Genomic DNA, 18,588 nt, shown 5'->3' with positions numbered 1-18,588 from the left:
TTGAAAAACCATTGATACGGCGATTGTTATATAGCCGTATTCTGCAGTATACGTTGGCCTTTCAAAGGGTGAAAATTAACTCGATAAATGTTGTTATTATATTTACTTTGCTGGCTATTTAATCAATGTCAGATACCGATATTAAGCTGGACGATCGGATTTGACCGCCCTTTTCTTTTGCTTATTCCGGCATTGAAGCATCGCTATCCATTGCATCGGCAAACTTTTGCATTAACCGAACAAAGACATCAAGTTCATCCTGAGGCCAGTCTTTAAAAACAACTTTGCCCATTTGCTCTCGCGCAGCGTCTATACGCTCCGTCATCGCCTTTCCTGTCCGGGAAATAACGGCCTCGCGTATACGACGATCGATGGCATTATGCTGCCGTATTATCAACCCCAGCTTCTCCAGTTTGGCGACCTGTCGGCTTACCGTCGTATAATCACGACCGGCACGTTCGGCTAACTCAACAACGCCAATCGGCCCTAAACGTTCGATACTAATAAGGATCGAAAATAGCGCACGATCGAGTTGAATCCCCGCCTCTGCAATTAATTTCTCATCATTACGAGGCCGGTTAAGCGCGCTTACCACGCGAATCAACGCACCGTGAAGCGCCTTCATTTGCTCGGAAATATGTGTATCTTGCACATTTTTATTTTCTGACATAGCATGTCTCCTCTTATGTGCATAATACACATATCGGAGAGACGATGACAAGATACACCACTACAGATGTACTGATCTGCGGCGCTGGCGTTACCGGGCTTACTTTAGCCATCGAACTGGCGCGTCACGGGGTCTCATTTCGCCTGATTGAGAAAAGAACGACGCCTTTTATCGGCTCCCGCGGTAAAGGTATTCAGCCGCGAACGCAAGAAATCTTCGAGGATCTTGGAATACTCAATAAAGTGGTCGCCGCCGGCGGGCTCTATCCCCGACTACGAACCTACCGTCACGACGGAAGCTATGTAGATTCAGATATTGCGCATCATACAAAACCGACCCACGCCGAACCCTACCATCTGCCATTGATGGTTCCACAGAACGTGACAGAAACGATTATGCGAGAGCAATTAAAAGCATGGGGACATCGGGTGGAGTTCGGCTGCGAGTTACGACATTTTGCGCAAACCCCACGCACAGTCACCGCGTATGTTGCCGGGCCGGCTGGAGAAGAGGTCATCATCGCGCATTATTTGATAGGTGCGGATGGCGGCGGAAGCTTTGTCAGAAAAAAATTAGGCGTCAGCTTCCCCGGTCGTACGTTGGGAATCCATGCGCTTGTGGCTGACGCTTCACTTTCCGGTCTGAACCGGGATGTATGGCACCATTTTAACGATGGCGATATGACGCGGATGATAACGATTTGCCCTCTCGCCGGCACGCAGCTCTTTCAAATCCAGGCGTTGTTGGCCCCGGACGACTCGCAGAATTTCTCAGCCGACGTGCTCACGGCTTTTCTTACTGAACGAATCGGGCGGACGGATGTTCGCATCCATTCGATTCCCTGGGTATCGAAGTACCAGATGAATGCGCGCATAGCGGAACATTACCGTGTGGGTAAGGTATTTTTAGCCGGTGATGCCGCTCATGTGCATCCGCCGACGGGTGGGCAAGGATTAAATACCAGCATCCAGGATGCCTATAACCTGGGGTGGAAAATGGCAGCCTCGCTGCGGGGCGCAGGAGAAGAGCTTCTCGATAGCTATGAACAGGAACGCCGCCCGGTAGCCGAATCACTGCTCCACCTTTCGACCCGATTACTTGACTCTCAAAAACAGGGTGGCATCAAACGAGAACGCGACGTTCAACAACTTGACATCCAGTATACCGACTCCCCCTTAGCCCACACGTTGCCCGAACGTCAGCATGGGTTACAAGCGGGAGAAAGAGCTCCGGATGCTCCTCTTTTGGGCGCCGGCGGCCAATCATTACGATTATTTCAGTTACTACAAGGTCCGGACTGGAATCTGTTGGCCTACGAAACCCACGGTAAGGTCATCGATGCGCGGCGAGGACTGCGTATTCATCACATTGGCGAGCAGGACGAGCTCATCGATACCCTGGGGCACTTCCGGGAATCCTATCATCTGGCGCCGGGTCAATGCGTGGTGATTCGACCCGATGGCTATGTCGGCGCATTCTTTCACGGCAAACAGAGCAACGATATTGAAAATTATCTCTCTCGTTTTGCCATAGGGATTAAAGATGAATACTAATGTCTATGAGAACACCGACAGCGAAACTATCACCCCGCTCAACAAGCGGCGTATTTTGCCTGTTTTCCTGCTTGTCGGCCTTTACGCCGCCAGTACAGCGGCTGTGATGTCGGTACTGCCTTTTTATATCCGCGAGATGGGCGGTTCGCCGCTTATCATTGGAATCATCATCGCCACTGAGGCTTTTAGCCAATTTTGTGCAGCGCCCCTGATTGGCCACCTTTCCGATCGCGTTGGCCGCAAGCGAATACTGATTGTCACGCTGGCTATTGCGGCGATAAGTTTACTATTACTCGCCAACGCGCAATGTATCCTGTTTATCCTGCTCGCCCGCACGCTTTTTGGCATTAGCGCCGGGAATTTGTCAGCCGCCGCAGCCTATATTGCCGATTGTACGCACGTCAGAAATCGGCGTCAGGCAATCGGTATCCTCACAGGCTGCATTGGTTTAGGCGGTATTGTCGGGGCAGGCGTTTCCGGGTGGCTATCGCGTATCAGTCTGGGCGCGCCGATCTACGCCGCCTTTATACTTGTCCTTGGGTCTGCCCTGGTCGCGATTTGGGGGTTAAAAGACCCTTCCACAACATCACGTACCACAGATAAAATAGCGTCGTTCTCTGCCCGCGCTATTTTAAAGATGCCAGTCCTTCGCGTCTTAATCATCGTAATGCTTTGTCATTTCTTCGCCTATGGCATGTACTCTTCACAATTACCTGTTTTTCTTTCTGACACCTTCATCTGGAATGGGCTTCCCTTTGGGCCAAAAGCGTTAAGCTATCTGTTAATGGCGGACGGGGTTATTAATATTTTCGTTCAGCTATTTCTGTTAGGTTGGGTGAGCCAATATTTTTCGGAGCGAAAGCTAATTATCCTCATCTTCGCCCTTCTTTGTACTGGATTTCTCACTGCGGGTATCGCCACGACCATACCTGTGCTTGTTTTTGCTATCGTTTGTATTAGCATCGCTGATGCGCTAGCCAAACCCACTTATCTTGCCGGCTTGTCCGTCCATGTATCGCCTGCCCGACAAGGTATCGTCATCGGAACGGCGCAGGCATTAATCGCAATCGCTGATTTTATATCCCCCGTATTGGGCGGATTGGTCCTGGGGTATGCCCTGTACGGCGTCTGGATCGGTATAGCTATCTCTGTCGCCATTATTGGTCTGGTGACGGCAATGATTTACCTTTCAAAAAGTTCAGTGCTAATAGTGAAACCAGAAACAGAATAATGTGACAACGTCACAAATATTATTGTTCCCTTCTTCCGTTATTTATCAAAAGTATTGTACTTATATTGAATGTTTAAGAGGTATTTATGGAAATTATGCTGGCTGGCATTTGCCCTTGTAACGCGCGGGGAAAGCATGAAAAAAATATATCTCGTTGTTATCGTACTGTTTTTTATTTCTACAAAAGTTTATACACTACTTCATAACAACATCTTCTTTTGTCGAAACAGCCCGGAGTGTGATTTGTCTCATGTTCTCCCCGACTACCGGGAGAAGATTTCAGGCACACCGTTAAAATATACCTTGATTAATATAGCTCCATTAGCACAGGTGGTAGTCAGACACTATGAGTTATTATCGCAACACTGGTCGCCAGATGACATGGTAACCCCTGCGCAATGGCGACATAACGTTGATATTTATATCCCTGAAACGGCAAAAGAGCACCATGCTTTGGTGGTTGTAAACAACGGAATTAATTATGAAAAAGGCGTACAAATCCCCAGTAAAGCTGGTGATTTCCCCCAGGAAACACTGGCAAGCATCTCCCGTGATACGAATACCATCGTAATATCAGTGAGTGATATACCTAACCAATATTTAACCTTTCAGGATGATAAAAAACCACTGAAAGAGGACGAGAGCGTTTCCCGAAGCTGGGCATTATTTATGGAAGCGCCGGAGCAACGTGAGTTAATGCCTTTAAATATTCCTATGGTCACTGCCATATCGCAAGCGATGAGATTAGCAAAAAAGGAGTTAACGCAATGGAATATAAACTCCTTTATCATTACAGGTATTTCAAAGCGTGGGTGGACCACCTGGTTGTCAGCTATTGCCGATCCTGATGTTGAAGCAATTGTTCCCTTCGCCATTGATCTACTTGATATTGATGCTTCACTTGAGCATATTTATCAATCATACGGTGGGAATTGGCCCATTACATTCTACCCCTACTACCAGCAAGGCATAGATGAGAAAATAAAATCCTCCACATTTACCCAACTAAGGCAAATAATAGATCCTCTAAGATATCTCAACACTATTTATCAACCCCGCCTTGCAATACCGAAATATATTATTAATGCAAGCGGCGATGATTTTTTCGTACCAGACAATACTCGCTTCTATTATAGCAAACTTCCTGGCGTAAAATCATTACGTATAGTGCCTAATATGAACCACTACTCAATTAACCAGTTCGCTGAAGAAAGCCTCGTTCCATTTATTAATAGGTTTCAAAGTAAAAAAACATTACCACAGTTGATCGGCCTTATTCACCACCATCTTCTTACGGTCTATTTCTCAGAAGCGCCGGTAAAAGTCGTTCGCTGGACAGCCAACAATCCAAATGCGCGTGATTTTCGTTATGCCTGTGGCATCCGCTATCAGCCGCTTACAATAGATATTCCCGCCAACAATAAGATCAGTATTACGCTAAATGAACCGAAGACAGGTTGGGAAGCTACCTATATCGAAGCCACTTTTAATGATGGCTATGTCGCCACGAGTCAGGTTTATATTACGCCCGATGAAAAATACCCACAGACAGCACCACCTTCCGTTAACGCCGCATGTCAAACGTTACCGGGGCGTGGATTAGGGGAAAACGATAGTCCCGATTGAATTTTCAAGTAATTGACTGATTTTAAAGAATTTTATCCATCACACTTGCGATGGATAAAAATCCTCTGCGATAAATTTTTGTTATATTGATCACGTTCTAACCACAAGAGAGGTGATTTGAAAATAACCTTAAAATATTGTGGTCAGGCCGCTAGACCACAATAAGAGGATTAATCATGAAAAGAAAAACAATGGGATGGCTTATCGTTTTTCTTCTATTTATAGTTTACATGCTCAACTATATGGATCGTTCAGCATTGTCGATAACTGCCCCCTTGATCGAAAAGGAGTTAGGATTTAACGCCGCGGAGATGGGAATGATCTTCAGCGCATTTTTTATCGGATACGCCCTGTTTAATTTTATTGGTGGCTGGGCCAGCGATAAAGTTGGACCAAAAACGGTTTTTCTCATCGCAGCGTTACTATGGTCTGTATTTTGTGGCTTAACTGGTTTGGTCACCGGATTGTGGACAATGCTTATCGTGCGCGTTCTTTTCGGTATGGCTGAAGGACCGGTCAGCGCTGCCGGAAATAAAATCATCAATAACTGGATTTCCCGAAAGGAGTCTGCCACGGCGATCGGAATTTTTAGCGCCGGTTCCCCGCTCGGCGGCGCGGTGTCCGGGCCGATAGTGGGCCTGCTGGCGTTATCCTTAGGCTGGCGCCCCGCATTTGGCATTATTTTCTTATTTGGCCTGGTCTGGGTACTACTGTGGTACTTTATCGTTAGCGATAAGCCAACAATGAGTAAACGCCTGGCGCCGGAAGAACGCATTGATTTTGAAAATCATGAGGACGTTATTTTATCTGATGATGGCCGGGCTACGCCTTCACTCGGCTATTACATGAAACAACCAATGGTATGGGCGACAACTCTGGCTTTTTTCAGCTACAACTATATTCTTTTTTTCTTCCTGACCTGGTTCCCAAGTTACCTGAACCATTCGTTACATCTCGATATTAAAGAAATTAGTATCGCCACGGTAATTCCCTGGGTCATCGGTGCCATTGGTATGGTGCTCGGCGGCGTCTGTTCTGATGTAATTTATCGGATTACCGGTAATGCTCTGCTCTCACGTCGACTTATTCTGGGCGTATGTCTGGCAGGCGCGGCGGTATGTGTTGCCGTTTCCGGTACTGTTAGCACTATTGGTAGCGCAATTACGCTCATGTCAGTTTCACTCTTCCTGCTCTATTTAACGGGCCCAATTTATTGGGCGGTTATTCAGGATGTTGTTCATAAAGATAAGGTAGGGAGCGTCGGCGGAGCCATGCATGGCCTGGCTAATATATCCGGCATTATCGGTCCGCTTGTCACCGGTTTTATCGTTCAATTTAGCGGTAAATATGACTATGCGTTCTATCTGGCTGGTGCTATCGCTATCGTTTCAAGCCTGTTGGTCTTCGTGTTTGTAAAAAGTAAAGGATTCAAAGCCAATGAAAGTCAAAGCTGTGTTCATTAATAAGCCTGGTGAAGTTGAAACCCGCTGGGTGGATTATCCCCATAAGAAAGAAAATGAAGTATTAATTAAGGTTGATGCTGCAGGCATTTGCGGATCGGATATCGGGGCTTTTCGTGGAACGAACCCACTGGTTACTTACCCAAGAATTATTGGGCATGAAGTGACCGGAATTGTTCTTCAGGAAGGCGCCGGAATGCCGGACAATATTAAAAAAGGCGACCGCGTGATTGTTGACCCTTATATTTATTGTGGTCACTGCTACCCTTGCTCTGTCGGCAGAACTAACTGTTGTGAAAATTTAAACGTCATTGGCGTGCATGTCGATGGCGCAATGCAGGAGGTGGTTACTCATCCCGCACATTTAATTCATAAAATTCCAGATAACGTGCCTTCTGAAATGGCGCCGCTGGCAGAACCGCTGACCATCGCTCTGCACGCGCTGCACCGGGCAAACGTTAAGGCCGGGGAATATGTTGCCATCATCGGCGCGGGGGCCATTGGTCTTATGGCGGCATTAAGCGCGCGACATTACAAGGCAACGCCTATTCTGATCGATATTGTGGAAGAAAGGCTACGCTATGCGCAAAAGCTTGGCGTTCCCTATGTGCTGAACGCCGCTGACGATCAGGTTATCGACGCTATTAAAAATATCACCCACGGCACCATGGCGCAGGTCGTGATAGAAGCCTCCGGCGCAAATAGCGCTATTCGAAATACGCTTGATTTAGCATCGTTTGCTGGTCGTATTTCGTTTACCGGATGGCCAAAACAGGAAACGTCGCTGCCGACGAACCTGATCACCTACAAAGAACTGGATTTACGCGGCTCCCGCACCAGTGCCGGTGAATTTGATGAGGCATTACGCATGCTGTCAACGCTGGAGATTAATCCGCAAGATGTTGTCAGTAAGGTCGTCAATCTTGATGAGATCCCTGATGCAGTTAAAGAACTTGATCGCTATCCGGAGCGCTACTTAAAGATTAATGCTGTTTTCCATTGATTTACGGCAAGCTCCACCGCATGGCATGACCGCCATGCGGTGTTATTCATCGACAAAATTAGCCGCCGACAATCTTTCTCACATAGCGTAAATGTTCCAGCGATCCCTCATAGGCGCTGTCAGCATCAGACTGTCGCATCGCATCCACTATCGCTTTATGTTGTTTGTTGAGATTAAGTAAAACATTTCTGTCTCCAGACTGCTCATCGAGCCCAGCATAAGGGATATTAATCCGTTGTTCCCATAACATACGGGACATATCGAACAACACCCGGTTACGGCTGGCCTCAGAGATCGCAAGGTGAAACTCTTTATCCAGCGAGTAAAAGCCGTGGACGTTATTATCGTTAATGGCTTGATCCATACGATGATAAATCGCCTCTATTTGATTGATGACGTCAACGTTATCGTTTTGTGCGGCTAAGCGCGCACAATGGCTATCGACCAGCTCGCGAGTAGAGAGAATTTCTTCGATGGTATAGTCGCTGGCAAGGTGTTTTTTATCTGAAACGATAACCCCATTACCGGACTGAATCACGATCCATCCGGAGATCTCCAGTACAATAAGGGCTTCTCGCAAGGAGGCGCGGCTCACGCCAAGCTGTTTTGCCAGTTCGCGTTCTGGCGGTAAAAAAGTTCCCGGTGGAAAAATATTATCATTGATCAGCTTAATGATGAGGTTGGCTATCTTCTGATAGAGCCTCTCCTGCCTGACCTCAGGTATAACCATGCGCCCTCCAATCCATATCCAGGGGATTTTGAATGGATTTAGCATACCATCCTGGCGCTGGTGATCGTGATAATTAATTACCGTGCATGATAAAGAGAAGCAACCGCCGGTAGCCTCCATTACCTTCGCCGAGACTACCGGGGAAACTAAACCGAGATGAGCTATTTATCCTTTGACGTTGATTTTCTCGAACACGGGCGCTGTCGCGTTCTTAAACTGAGAAAGAGACCAGGTTTTATAGTTGATATCATTGTAGCCGCGCACCATCATCTCACCGTGCGTTAAGTCAGACAGCGTTGTCCAGACCGTATATTCTGAGACCGGTTTGCGGGTGGCGTTGCCTTCCCCTTCACTCCCCATATAATCAACCGTAATATTTTTCGGACGATCGAAACGGCTCATAATATGCGCAAGCGTATTCATTGCATCGTGGGCGGATGTCGCTTGCGGTGCATATGTGGTGTAATAAACGCCGCGTATAAAACGGGAAACCGACGTATCGGACGATGGCAAGTCTGCAATAGCAATCCCGCTATCAGGCTGCATCACTTTTATCCCGCCCAGTGTGCCTGAAGAGCGGTCCACATTGGTTAATTGCGTATAATTATTCAGATTTGTCAGATGCCAGGGGAATGCGGGACCATTTGTCATCACGCGAGTGGGATTGTCATAGACATGGAATTTGCCATTTTCCACTTCAACGACAATGCTTCCTCCTTTCTTGTCGTAAAACGCATAATGAAATGGCGATTTCAGATCGCCAAACCGATGCAGTTCCGGTGACCAGAATTTGCCCTCTTTTATTGCCTGTTTTACCTCGCCGACAGTAGCAAAACGGGCCAGCGCCCATTCTCCCAACGAGGTGACAGGAATTGCCTGTTTATATTCACTCGCGGGCAATGGCGGCAACTGCGCATTCATGATCATGTTTTCACTAAATGACAATCCCGCGCTATTCATGCCTTCAAGTATGTCTCTGCTATCGCCATCAGTAATGGTGGAAGTAATGGCCAGTATCGGATACTTCGCCTGATAGCTTATCCCCTGGCTGCCATCCGGCGTTTTTTTATCAAACTGTGTTCCCGCCGGGTAATACGTTAACCATGAGGGTAAATCCTGCATATATTCCAGCGTACGCCCATGAAAAATATCGCCTTGTTTATCCTGAATAGCAAGGGTTGTGCAGGCCTGTGCAGCCATGGCGTATGAAAACAGCGCCGGAGCGATAAATAACATTGCTTTACTTTTTTTCATCATGCTCTCCTTGTTTGTAAAAATGGATTGGATGAATATATTAAATTAAACCTATCAATGGTTATGCAGCACGTAATTAATTGTGATCTTATTTTACAAGCTAATAAATTTAACTGACGGGTTTAAAGGAGAGTTAAACACAGCGAACTAACATGAAACGCGTTATCCGTGTGACCATTTAAAAAAATCCCATCATGTTATAAATAAATCTTATCAACATTAAGAGATACCATAACAACGCTATATTTACTCCACATCACCAATAACATTAAATTAATTTATGTTTTTGAGTAATGTGAGTAGCACACATGTAATCGGTTGTTACGAATTAGAAACATAATTGCTACTAAAACACGTTGAGAAAGACAAGAAATGCAACATATGATGCCCACACTAACTATAGTGGTTTGGGATAAACGTTATGCAAACACAAGATACATTTTATCAAGTTATGCGTAGACACGGCGTGACAAGGCGTAGCTTCCTCAAGTTTTGCAGCCTTACCGCAACGTCTTTAGGCCTGAGCAGTTCGATGATTCCTCAGATAGCTTATGCCCTGGAGAATAAACCGCGTACGCCAGTGATATGGCTGCATGGTCTTGAATGTACCTGTTGTACCGAATCTTTCATTCGCTCTGCGCACCCGTTGGCAAAAGATGCCATTTTGTCGCTCATTTCCCTGGATTATGACGACACCATTATGGCCGCCGCAGGGCAACAAGCCGAGCAGGCGTTGGCGGATGTGATGCGTGAGTACAAAGGAAATTATATCGTTGCCGTGGAAGGTAACGCGCCGCTGAATGAAGATGGGATGTTTTGCATACTGGCTGGCGAGCCGTTCCTGGAGAAGTTAAAACGCGTCAGCGCGGATGCTAAAGCGATTATCGCCTGGGGGTCCTGCGCATCATGGGGCTGCGTGCAGGCAGCCCGCCCCAACCCAACTAAAGCCACGCCGGTTCACAAATTAATTACCGATAAACCCATTATTAAAGTGCCAGGCTGCCCGCCTATACCTGAAGTGATGTCCGCCGTTATCACCTATATGCTGGCATTTGATCGCATCCCTCCCCTTGATCGTCTTGGACGACCAAAAATGTTTTATGGCCAGCGAATTCATGACAAATGCTACCGACGCGCGCATTTCGATGCCGGTCAGTTTGTGGAAGCGTGGGATGACGAAGGCGCCAGAAAAGGGTATTGCCTGTACAAGATGGGCTGTAAAGGCCCGACCACCTATAACGCCTGTTCAACCGTTCGCTGGAATGATGGCGTGTCTTTTCCTATCCAGTCGGGTCATGGATGCCTCGGATGTTCGGAAGATGGATTCTGGGATTACGGTTCTTTTTACAGCCGGGCAACGGGCATTCCGCAAACCGGCATTGAAGCTACCGCCGATAAAATCGGACTGGGCGTTGCCGGCGTCGCGGGCGCTGCCGCCATCGCTCACGCCACGGTGAGCGCCATAAAACACGCCCGCAATAAAAACAACACGTCATCAGAAAACGCTCCGGAAGAGAAAAAATAATTATGGCATATCCTTATCAGACTCAGGGTTTTACGCTGGACAATAGCGGACGGCGAATTGTGGTCGATCCGGTTACTCGCATCGAAGGGCATATGCGTTGCGAAGTGAATATCGACAGTAATAATGTCATTACTAACGCCGTGTCGACCGGCACCATGTGGCGCGGCCTGGAGGTTATCCTGAAAGGTCGCGATCCGCGAGACGCCTGGGCATTCGTTGAACGCATTTGCGGCGTCTGCACCGGTACACACGCTCTGACCTCAATCCGTGCCGTAGAAAATGCGCTGGGAATCGCGATTCCTGACAACGCAAACTGTATCCGTAATATGATGCAGGCTACGCTACACGTTCACGATCACCTGGTGCATTTTTATCATCTGCACGCGCTGGACTGGGTCGATGTAGTTGCCGCCCTGAAAGCCGACCCGCATCAGACCTCCGCCATCGCGCAAAGCCTTTCCGCATGGCCGCTATCCTCGCCGGGATATTTCCGCGATTTGCAAAATCGACTGAAGCGGTTTATCGAGTCCGGTCAACTTGGCCCTTTCCGTAATGGCTACTGGGGACATCCGGCGATGAAACTTCCGCCGGAAGCCAATTTGCTGGCGGTCGCCCACTATCTTGAAGCGCTCGATTTTCAAAAAGAGATCGTAAAAATTCACACCGTTTTCGGTGGTAAAAACCCGCATCCTAACTGGCTGGTGGGCGGCGTTCCTTGCGCCATCAACCTTGACGAAACGGGCGCGGTCGGCGCAGTGAATATGGAACGCCTGAACCTTGTCAGTTCCATCATCCAAAAAGCTCGCCAGTTCTGCGAACAGGTTTATCTTCCGGACGTCTTGCTGATTGCCAGTTATTACAAAGACTGGGCAAAAATCGGCGGCGGGTTATCGAGCATGAACCTGCTGGCTTATGGCGAGTTTCCGGATAACCCTAACGATTATTCCGCCAGTAATCTTCTGCTTCCGCGTGGGGCTATTATTAACGGTCGTTTCGACGAAATTCATCCTGTCGATTTAACCGCCCCCGATGAGATTCAGGAGTTTGTCACTCACTCCTGGTATACCTATGGTAACGGCAATAACGATAAGGGCCTGCATCCGTGGGATGGTCTGACCGAACCGCAACTGGTCATGGGCGAACACTATAAAGGCACAAAAACCTTTATCGAACAGGTGGATGAGTCCGCTAAATATTCATGGATTAAATCGCCGCGCTGGAAGGGACATGCGATGGAGGTAGGTCCGCTGGCGCGTTATCTGATTGGATATCATCAAAATAAACCGGAATTTAAAGAACCTGTGGATCAACTGCTTAGTGTATTAAAGCTGCCTAAAGAAGCGCTCTTTTCTACATTAGGACGTACTGCCGCGCGTGCACTGGAATCCGTATGGGCAGGCAATACGCTGCAATATTTCTTCGATCGTCTGATGCGTAACCTCAAGTCCGGCGATACGGCGACGGCAAACGTCACGCTCTGGGAACCCGATACCTGGCCTACATCGGCAAAAGGCGTTGGTTTCAGCGAGGCGCCGCGTGGCGCGCTGGGGCACTGGATAAAAATTGAAAATCAGAAAATCGACAGCTATCAGTGTGTGGTACCGACAACCTGGAATGCCGGGCCACGTGACGATAAAGGTCAAATTGGCGCGTACGAAGCGGCGTTAATGGGGACTAAACTCGCCGTTCCCGATCAACCATTGGAGATTTTACGTACTCTGCACAGCTTCGATCCCTGCCTGGCCTGCTCCACCCATGTTATTGATAATCATGGAGGGGAGCTGGTCAGGGTTCAGGTACGATGACGACGATTCGGAGGTCTCAATGCATCTCAAAGAAATAACCAGCCAGGGGTACTATATCTATGAAGCGCCGGTCCGTTTATGGCACTGGATCACGGCGTTATCCATTGTCGTCCTGGCTGTTACAGGATATTTCATTGGCCGCCCCCTGCCATCGATTCAAGGTGAAGCGACCTTTATGTTTTGGATGGGCTGGATACGACTGATCCATTTTACCACGGCGTATATTTTTACTGTCGCGCTGCTGTTTCGTATTTACTGGGCATGTGTCGGCAATGAGTACGCCAGGGAGATGTTTCTGGTTCCGTTCTGGCGCCGCGCCTGGCGCAAAGGCGTTATCAGCGAAATCCGCTGGTATTTTTTCCTCGAAAAAGAGGCCCATCGTTACTATGGACATAATCCGGTAGCGGGACTGGCGGTAATGTTCTATTTCTGGATGTCCGTACTGATGGTGTGTAGCGGCTTTGCGCTCTATGGCGAAGGGCTTGGAACAGACAGTTGGGCGTATCAATGGTTTGGCTGGATGATTCGCCTGACTGGCAACGATAGCCTCGCGCTGCATTTCTGGCACCGGCTGGGCATGTGGTTCATTATCGCCTTCGTCATTGCGCATGTTTATACCGCTATCCGTGAAGACATTATGAGCCGACAAAGCGTGATCTCCGTCATGATAAGCGGCTGGCGCTGGTTCAGGTGATAACAATGGCAGAAGTAACAATCTTAGGGCTTGGCAACCTGCTTTGGGCAGATGAAGGGTTCGGCGTCAGAGCGGCGGAAAAGCTGTTTGAACAGTATGCCGATAACGAGAAAGTTGACGTTGTTGATGGCGGTACGCAGGGGCTGGCGCTGCTGCCCTGGCTGCAACAGACCGAAAAACTGTTAATCATGGATGCTATCGATTTTGGTATGGCGCCAGGTTCGCTGGCGATGTTTCGTGATGAACAGGTTCCCGCCTATCTGACGGCGAAAAAACTCAGTTTACATCAGACCAGTTTTTCTGAAGTGCTGGCATTGCTGCAATTAACCGGCGGCCAGTTATCGGAGATTGTGCTGATTGGCGTGCAGCCGGAATGTCTGGATGACTATGGCGGAAGTCTTACGCCGCAGGTAAAGGCGCAACTGATGCCTGCGGTCTGTCTCGCGCAGGAAGTGCTGGCGCAATGGGGTATCACCGCCTCTTCAGCGGCCTTGCCCACTGAAAGACTCAATCATTACAGCCTGTGTATGGAACGCTACGAAGATGAACGGCCAGATGCGCAAAGCGCTTGCCGGGTCGGCGATATTCGGGTGCTACAGAGAGAGAAATCATAATGTGTATCGGCGTTCCTGTGCAGGTTATTTCACCCGGTCAGTGGTTCGCCAAATGCCGCGACCGACATGGCGAGCTTATCGACGTTGATATTCGGCTTGTGGCTCCCCCCTTAGCAGGCGCATGGCTGCTGACATTTGGCGGCGCAGCGCGACGGGAAATGGACGAAACGGAAGCCGTTGAGGTACTGGCGGCGCTGGACTCGCTGGAACAGGCCATGCTCACGCAAAGCGATCCGCTGACCGGTTTTGCCGATTTATTGTCTCGCACGCCTGAATTACCGGAGCATTTAAAAAAATGACTATCTCACCCCAAAATCCTGTTTGTCCACTGGCGGATAAAGGCTTTCTGGTTACCGATGCGCAAACGCTCCCGTCGTTGATTAATGCGCATCCGACTCTGCTGGTTTTGCTGCAAAGCGACCCCAACAAACATCCGGAAGTCGCCGACAGTTGGGTCATCATCCCGGAGCTCCTCAAGCAATTTCCGGCGACGTCTTATACCGCGGCATTTGCGGATAGCGAACAGAGTGAACTGATCGCCCGGGAGTATCGCATTCTGAAATATCCGGCGCTGCTTTTCTTTCGCCAGCACCGTTTTGTCGGCAGTCTGGCGGGATTATATAGCTGGCAAGAATACTCTCAGCAGGTGGCCGCATTGCTGACCACACCGGGCTATCGTCAGGATATTCCCGTTATTACGCAATAGAATGAAAGGTAACACACGTGAATCATTCCAGAACTATTCCAGTCGTTAATATTGCTGGACCAGGCTCGCAGCCAGAAGAGGAAGACTTTAACTTTCTTCCTATCCCCGCCGGCATTAATCTCCCACTGACGCCGGTTTTACCGGAACAGGCGCTGCCCGCTGAGCTTCGTGTTGCCAGACACATCCTGACTACGCTTATTCGCGATATGGATAACCCGGTAGCAACGCTCCCCTTTCCCCTGAGCTATAAGCTGAATGCCACTGAGCAACAGAATAGCGGTTTGTTGGATCAACTGCTCGGCGAAGGTGAAATATCCGCCCGGGTACTATTATCCGATGGAAAAGAACAGCGTATTCAGGAGACGGTTTTTACGGGCGTCTGGCGTGTACGTGAATATAACGCTGACCAGCAACGGGTTGCCGATGAAATTATCATTGGCCCGATCCCGGAGAGCATCTGGCAGACGCATCCGCAGCCGCCGATTACACCAGAATTGCCGCCACAACCGGCGGGATTGATGAATGGCGCCTTTATCGCGCATGAAATAGCCGAGCGCGTAAAACAGCCGGTAAAAGAGCCGCATATCATTAACTTAACGCTATTGCCAGTAAACGATGCCGATCGCGAGTATCTGGATCATTTTTTAGGCGAAGGCTGTAGCGCTATTTTTTCACGCGGATATGGTAAATGCCGGATTGTAAGCACGCATTTTCCCGGCGTATGGCGGGTCAATTATTTCAATGATATGAACACATTACTGCAAGATATGATTGAGATAGCGGACATTCCTGATATCGCCGTTGCAGGCATCGACGATATCGAAGATGCCTACGCGGGGCTAAAAAATATGTTGGAATGGTTGAAAGAATACCCGGTCACAGAAAATGAGCCAGTGGTGCGCATGGAGTGCAAAGTATGTTGGTGGGTTTACGACCCTGCGCTGGGCGATGACGTATGGCAAATTCCACCCGGCGTGCCCTTCAGCCAGTTACCTGATTACTGGTGCTGCCCGGTTTGCGAAACCAGTAAGTCCGGGTTTATGGTGATCGATGAAGGTAATAATTCGTGCAAAGATTGACCGTCTATTCTCACCCGCTACGGATTATCTGGCAGGAGGCGCCGATCGGTCGTTTGTTACAGGGCGCAACACCGGTGTACGCAAAAACGCTTATTTCACGTTTGTTTACGTTGTGCGCTCAGGCGCACAGCGCAGCGGCGGCTTTACTGTTGTTTCCTGAAGAGAAGCCAGATATGCAGGCCGCACAACAAGAGCTGGCGCGAGAAACGCTCCGTCGCGCGTTGACCGACTGGCTCCCCCTGTTTAGCCACCGACAGGCAACCGCTGAAGAATGGGCGTTGTTACGTCGCGGAGAGTTATCCCCGCTGGCAAGCACAATCTTTTTTGACGATGATCCTCAGACCTGGCTTGCCGCTGGCGTAAAGGGCTGGGAAGCCTGGTTTTTGCAAGAGCGTTCTGAAGCCGCCCGCTGGCTGGCGGCAGTACAGAATATCATTACACCTACACTACCGATGGCGTCGTCCCCGGACCATACGTTAATAACCCATGGTCCCCTGGATGTCTCGCCTCTGGCTATCGAATATCCGCTACTGTCAGCCTGTTGTCTTAGCGGAAAAACGACTGCGCTACGTCTGCTGGCCCGCTGCGTTACGCTCGCCCGAAGTTTGAGCGCCCTTCCTACCCTGCGCTGGAATCGTTTTGATGATGGCGAATGGAAAATAGCGGTAGTGGAAACCGCGCGAGGATGGTTAGTTCATCAGGCCAGACTGACGACGTCAGGCAATATTCTTGATTACCGTATTATCTCGCCTACCACACGTCACGCCCAATCTGACGGCGTCATTGCTCGCGAACTGGCCACTATTCCACTCTCATTGTGGGCGCAACAGTTACAGGTAATTGATCCTTGTGTCGCCGTAAATATTGTTGAATGAAGGAGCTGGCCCATGCATGAATTAGCCCTGGCGCAAAATATTATCGAATTGCTGGAGGAACAGGCAGTAAATCACCAGTTCAGCAAGGTAAAGCAAGTCTGGCTGGAGATTGGCGTTATGGCCTGTGTTGAGGTGCCGGCGCTGCATTTTGGCCTGGACGTCGCCGCTCGTCATACCCTTGCTGACAATGCGCGTTTCCACATTACTATCGCACCGGCGCAAGGTTGGTGTCTGTCCTGTAATCAACCCTTCACCTCTCAAACGTCCACACTCTGTTGCCCCTTTTGTCATTCAGGTAAAGTGCAGATAGATGACAGTAGCAGAATGCGCATTCGCGAGATCGAAGTCGAATAGTCAACGAATAGTCAATAAAAAAGGACGCCAGAAGCGTCCTGAAATAATAAAAGAATAAATTAACAATAATAAAGGTTAAGCAGTGACACAGTTTTGGGAAAAGGAGGGTATCCCTAAACTGTCTTAATCAGCAAGTTTTATCAAAACTCGTAGACTAAGCCGAGCGCCACGGTGTTGTCTGTATTAGGATTCGATGGGTTGCCATCTTTTAGCAGATTGATTTTGTAGTCAACATACGCGGACATATTTTTATTGAAGTAGTAATAGGAACCCACATCAATATATTTCACAAGGTCGAACGAACCCAGTCCATCAACATCATTGGCTCTGGATTGCAGGAACGCCAGTGACGGGCGTAAGCCATTATCAAATTGATATTGCCCTACCATTTCCCAGTTATCGGTTTTATGTGCAAAGCCGCCCAATGTATCGCCCATATAGGTCATATCATAAGTACGGGTATAGTTTGCCGCCAGGTAAATATTATTGGCATCATACTTCACGCCGCCAGTCCAGGCTTCAGCACGGTCGCCATTGTCGTATTTATCTTGCGTTATCTGGTCAAGCGTGCGTTTGGAACTGGTATAGGCTGCCCCCAGGCTCACCCCCATGCCCAAATCATATGTCGCTGATGCCCCGAAACCATCGCCATTCTGGTACGCGATACTTTTTCTGGCATTATTACTTAAAGGATCGCCTTCTTTCGACAGGCCGTCATTTTTACCCTGATACTGCAACGCAATATTCAGACCATCAACCAGACCAAAGAAATCATTATTGCGATAAGTCAGAACGCCATTCGCGCGTCCGGTCATAAAATTATCGGAAGCTTCATACGAATCATTACCAAATTCAGGCAGTACGTCAGTCCATGAACCAATGTCGTATAACACGCCATAGTTACGACCATAATCAACAGACCCCATATCGGCAAATGCCAAACCAGCAAAACCGAGACGCGTCCAGCTTTGCGGGGAACCGCTGGAGTCACCATCTTCCGGACGATTGGCGTTGACCTGATACTCCCACTGTCCAAAACCGGTTAGTTGATCGGTAATTTGAGTCTCGCCTTTAATACCCATACGGATATAAGATTGATCGCCATCCGTACTATGATTACTGGAAAAATAATGCAGGCCGTCGACCTTGCCATACAAATCCAGTTTATTGCCATCCTTGTTATAGATTTCTGCTGCGTTGGCGGCTCCAGCCATCATCACGGCTGCGGCTACCGCAGATAACACCACTACTTTTTTCATTTTATATGCCTTATTTGTCTTATTTTTGGACTTTCCGCAAAGCCTGCTCGCGGAACTGTCCAGGACAATATCACTAACAATTACCGTGCGTTAAGTTTCAAAGTGTAATATTAGCTTGCTATGTATTAGTGATGTTAAAATGCAAGTTAA

The 18,588-nt window shown here is 48.6% G+C and carries 18 protein-coding genes; 14 read left to right on the top strand and 4 right to left on the bottom strand.

Annotated features, from left to right (window positions below; translation table 11 throughout):
- Nucleotides 1-181: 181 nt before the first annotated feature.
- Nucleotides 182-670 (bottom strand): MarR family winged helix-turn-helix transcriptional regulator, encoded by a 489-nt coding sequence (locus ACLJZ5_RS01330; RefSeq protein ID WP_001293634.1) that lies wholly within the window; start codon nt 668-670, stop codon nt 182-184.
- A gap of 44 nt (nt 671-714) precedes the next feature.
- On the opposite strand from ACLJZ5_RS01330, the gene ACLJZ5_RS01325 reads away from it, so the two are divergent.
- From ACLJZ5_RS01325 to ACLJZ5_RS01305, 5 genes are all read left to right on the top strand, one after another.
- Nucleotides 715-2,223 carry an FAD-dependent oxidoreductase gene (locus ACLJZ5_RS01325; RefSeq protein ID WP_000199415.1) on the top strand — a complete coding sequence of 503 codons (1,509 nt, stop codon included), beginning with the start codon at nt 715-717 and terminating at the stop codon, nt 2,221-2,223.
- Entirely contained in the window at nt 2,213-3,454 is a 1,242-nt protein-coding gene (locus ACLJZ5_RS01320) for an MFS transporter (protein ID WP_024797873.1), read from the top strand. Before ACLJZ5_RS01325 ends, ACLJZ5_RS01320 begins: the two co-directional genes overlap by 11 nt.
- 69 nt (nt 3,455-3,523) lie before the next feature.
- Nucleotides 3,524-5,080 (top strand): PhoPQ-activated pathogenicity-related family protein, encoded by a 1,557-nt coding sequence (locus ACLJZ5_RS01315; protein WP_077914003.1) that lies wholly within the window; start codon nt 3,524-3,526, stop codon nt 5,078-5,080.
- A 176-nt stretch (nt 5,081-5,256) separates the two neighbouring features.
- Nucleotides 5,257-6,543 (top strand): MFS transporter, encoded by a 1,287-nt coding sequence (locus tag ACLJZ5_RS01310; protein ID WP_000824240.1) that lies wholly within the window; start codon nt 5,257-5,259, stop codon nt 6,541-6,543.
- On the top strand, nt 6,518-7,543 hold the full coding sequence (locus ACLJZ5_RS01305; protein ID WP_000864928.1) for a zinc-binding alcohol dehydrogenase family protein: 1,026 nt from the start codon (nt 6,518-6,520) through the stop codon (nt 7,541-7,543). The genes ACLJZ5_RS01310 and ACLJZ5_RS01305 overlap by 26 nt, the downstream gene beginning before the upstream one ends.
- Before the next feature lie 58 nt (nt 7,544-7,601).
- Here ACLJZ5_RS01305 and ACLJZ5_RS01300 read toward each other — a convergent pair whose 3' ends face one another.
- Both ACLJZ5_RS01300 and ACLJZ5_RS01295 read right to left on the bottom strand, forming a co-directional pair.
- Nucleotides 7,602-8,393 (bottom strand): FadR/GntR family transcriptional regulator, encoded by a 792-nt coding sequence (locus ACLJZ5_RS01300; RefSeq protein WP_000388417.1) that lies wholly within the window; start codon nt 8,391-8,393, stop codon nt 7,602-7,604.
- Between the two features lie 45 nt (nt 8,394-8,438).
- The gene (locus tag ACLJZ5_RS01295) at nt 8,439-9,530 is read right to left on the bottom strand and encodes a choloylglycine hydrolase family protein (RefSeq protein WP_000976508.1); all 1,092 of its coding nucleotides are present in this window, start codon (nt 9,528-9,530) and stop codon (nt 8,439-8,441) included.
- Between the two features lie 418 nt (nt 9,531-9,948).
- Between ACLJZ5_RS01295 and ACLJZ5_RS01290 the strand changes: the two genes are divergently transcribed.
- Genes ACLJZ5_RS01290 through hypA form a run of 9 tightly spaced genes read left to right on the top strand, consistent with a single transcriptional unit; the run spans nt 9,949 to nt 17,179 of the window.
- Entirely contained in the window at nt 9,949-11,052 is a 1,104-nt protein-coding gene (locus ACLJZ5_RS01290; protein ID WP_001194448.1) for a hydrogenase small subunit, read from the top strand.
- Between the two features lie 2 nt (nt 11,053-11,054).
- On the top strand, nt 11,055-12,857 hold the full coding sequence (locus ACLJZ5_RS01285; RefSeq protein WP_000331200.1) for a nickel-dependent hydrogenase large subunit: 1,803 nt from the start codon (nt 11,055-11,057) through the stop codon (nt 12,855-12,857).
- On the top strand, nt 12,808-13,551 hold the full coding sequence (gene cybH, locus ACLJZ5_RS01280; RefSeq protein ID WP_000924456.1) for a Ni/Fe-hydrogenase, b-type cytochrome subunit: 744 nt from the start codon (nt 12,808-12,810) through the stop codon (nt 13,549-13,551). The genes ACLJZ5_RS01285 and cybH overlap by 50 nt, the downstream gene beginning before the upstream one ends.
- A 5-nt stretch (nt 13,552-13,556) precedes the next feature.
- Nucleotides 13,557-14,165: a HyaD/HybD family hydrogenase maturation endopeptidase gene (hybD, locus tag ACLJZ5_RS01275; protein WP_000852663.1), complete on the top strand. Its 609-nt coding sequence runs from the start codon at nt 13,557-13,559 to the stop codon at nt 14,163-14,165.
- On the top strand, nt 14,165-14,464 hold the full coding sequence (gene hypC / locus ACLJZ5_RS01270) for a HypC/HybG/HupF family hydrogenase formation chaperone (RefSeq protein WP_000334910.1): 300 nt from the start codon (nt 14,165-14,167) through the stop codon (nt 14,462-14,464). The genes hybD and hypC overlap by 1 nt, the downstream gene beginning before the upstream one ends.
- Nucleotides 14,461-14,871, top strand: a complete 411-nt coding sequence (locus ACLJZ5_RS01265) for a hydrogenase (protein WP_024797875.1) — start codon at nt 14,461-14,463, stop codon at nt 14,869-14,871. The genes hypC and ACLJZ5_RS01265 overlap by 4 nt, the downstream gene beginning before the upstream one ends.
- Nucleotides 14,872-14,888: 17 nt before the next feature.
- Nucleotides 14,889-15,950, top strand: coding sequence for a hydrogenase expression/formation C-terminal domain-containing protein (locus ACLJZ5_RS01260; protein WP_024797876.1), 1,062 nt, complete (start codon nt 14,889-14,891; stop codon nt 15,948-15,950).
- Nucleotides 15,938-16,825 carry an ATP/GTP-binding protein gene (locus ACLJZ5_RS01255; protein ID WP_024797877.1) on the top strand — a complete coding sequence of 296 codons (888 nt, stop codon included), beginning with the start codon at nt 15,938-15,940 and terminating at the stop codon, nt 16,823-16,825. Before ACLJZ5_RS01260 ends, ACLJZ5_RS01255 begins: the two co-directional genes overlap by 13 nt.
- A gap of 12 nt (nt 16,826-16,837) precedes the next feature.
- On the top strand, nt 16,838-17,179 hold the full coding sequence (gene hypA, locus ACLJZ5_RS01250) for a hydrogenase maturation nickel metallochaperone HypA (RefSeq protein ID WP_000544772.1): 342 nt from the start codon (nt 16,838-16,840) through the stop codon (nt 17,177-17,179).
- Between the two features lie 140 nt (nt 17,180-17,319).
- Here hypA and ompC read toward each other — a convergent pair whose 3' ends face one another.
- Nucleotides 17,320-18,438 (bottom strand): porin OmpC, encoded by a 1,119-nt coding sequence (ompC, locus tag ACLJZ5_RS01245; RefSeq protein ID WP_023227492.1) that lies wholly within the window; start codon nt 18,436-18,438, stop codon nt 17,320-17,322.
- Nucleotides 18,439-18,588: the final 150 nt, after the last annotated feature.

The organism is Salmonella sp. 5800 (assembly GCF_046558195.1).
Lineage (GTDB): Bacteria > Pseudomonadota > Gammaproteobacteria > Enterobacterales > Enterobacteriaceae > Salmonella > Salmonella enterica.
This window is presented reverse-complemented; position numbering and strand designations above follow the sequence as displayed.

Coding starts and splice junctions, on each gene's coding strand:
- ACLJZ5_RS01330 (WP_001293634.1), bottom strand. CDS start 670: ATGTCAGAAAATAAAAATGTGCAAGATACACATATTTCCGAGCAAATG.
- ACLJZ5_RS01325 (WP_000199415.1), top strand. CDS start 715: ATGACAAGATACACCACTACAGATGTACTGATCTGCGGCGCTGGCGTT.
- ACLJZ5_RS01320 (WP_024797873.1), top strand. CDS start 2,213: ATGAATACTAATGTCTATGAGAACACCGACAGCGAAACTATCACCCCG.
- ACLJZ5_RS01315 (WP_077914003.1), top strand. CDS start 3,524: ATGTTTAAGAGGTATTTATGGAAATTATGCTGGCTGGCATTTGCCCTT.
- ACLJZ5_RS01310 (WP_000824240.1), top strand. CDS start 5,257: ATGAAAAGAAAAACAATGGGATGGCTTATCGTTTTTCTTCTATTTATA.
- ACLJZ5_RS01305 (WP_000864928.1), top strand. CDS start 6,518: ATGAAAGTCAAAGCTGTGTTCATTAATAAGCCTGGTGAAGTTGAAACC.
- ACLJZ5_RS01300 (WP_000388417.1), bottom strand. CDS start 8,393: ATGGAGGCTACCGGCGGTTGCTTCTCTTTATCATGCACGGTAATTAAT.
- ACLJZ5_RS01295 (WP_000976508.1), bottom strand. CDS start 9,530: ATGATGAAAAAAAGTAAAGCAATGTTATTTATCGCTCCGGCGCTGTTT.
- ACLJZ5_RS01290 (WP_001194448.1), top strand. CDS start 9,949: ATGCAAACACAAGATACATTTTATCAAGTTATGCGTAGACACGGCGTG.
- ACLJZ5_RS01285 (WP_000331200.1), top strand. CDS start 11,055: ATGGCATATCCTTATCAGACTCAGGGTTTTACGCTGGACAATAGCGGA.
- cybH (WP_000924456.1), top strand. CDS start 12,808: ATGTTATTGATAATCATGGAGGGGAGCTGGTCAGGGTTCAGGTACGAT.
- hybD (WP_000852663.1), top strand. CDS start 13,557: ATGGCAGAAGTAACAATCTTAGGGCTTGGCAACCTGCTTTGGGCAGAT.
- hypC (WP_000334910.1), top strand. CDS start 14,165: ATGTGTATCGGCGTTCCTGTGCAGGTTATTTCACCCGGTCAGTGGTTC.
- ACLJZ5_RS01265 (WP_024797875.1), top strand. CDS start 14,461: ATGACTATCTCACCCCAAAATCCTGTTTGTCCACTGGCGGATAAAGGC.
- hypA (WP_000544772.1), top strand. CDS start 16,838: ATGCATGAATTAGCCCTGGCGCAAAATATTATCGAATTGCTGGAGGAA.
- ompC (WP_023227492.1), bottom strand. CDS start 18,438: ATGAAAAAAGTAGTGGTGTTATCTGCGGTAGCCGCAGCCGTGATGATG.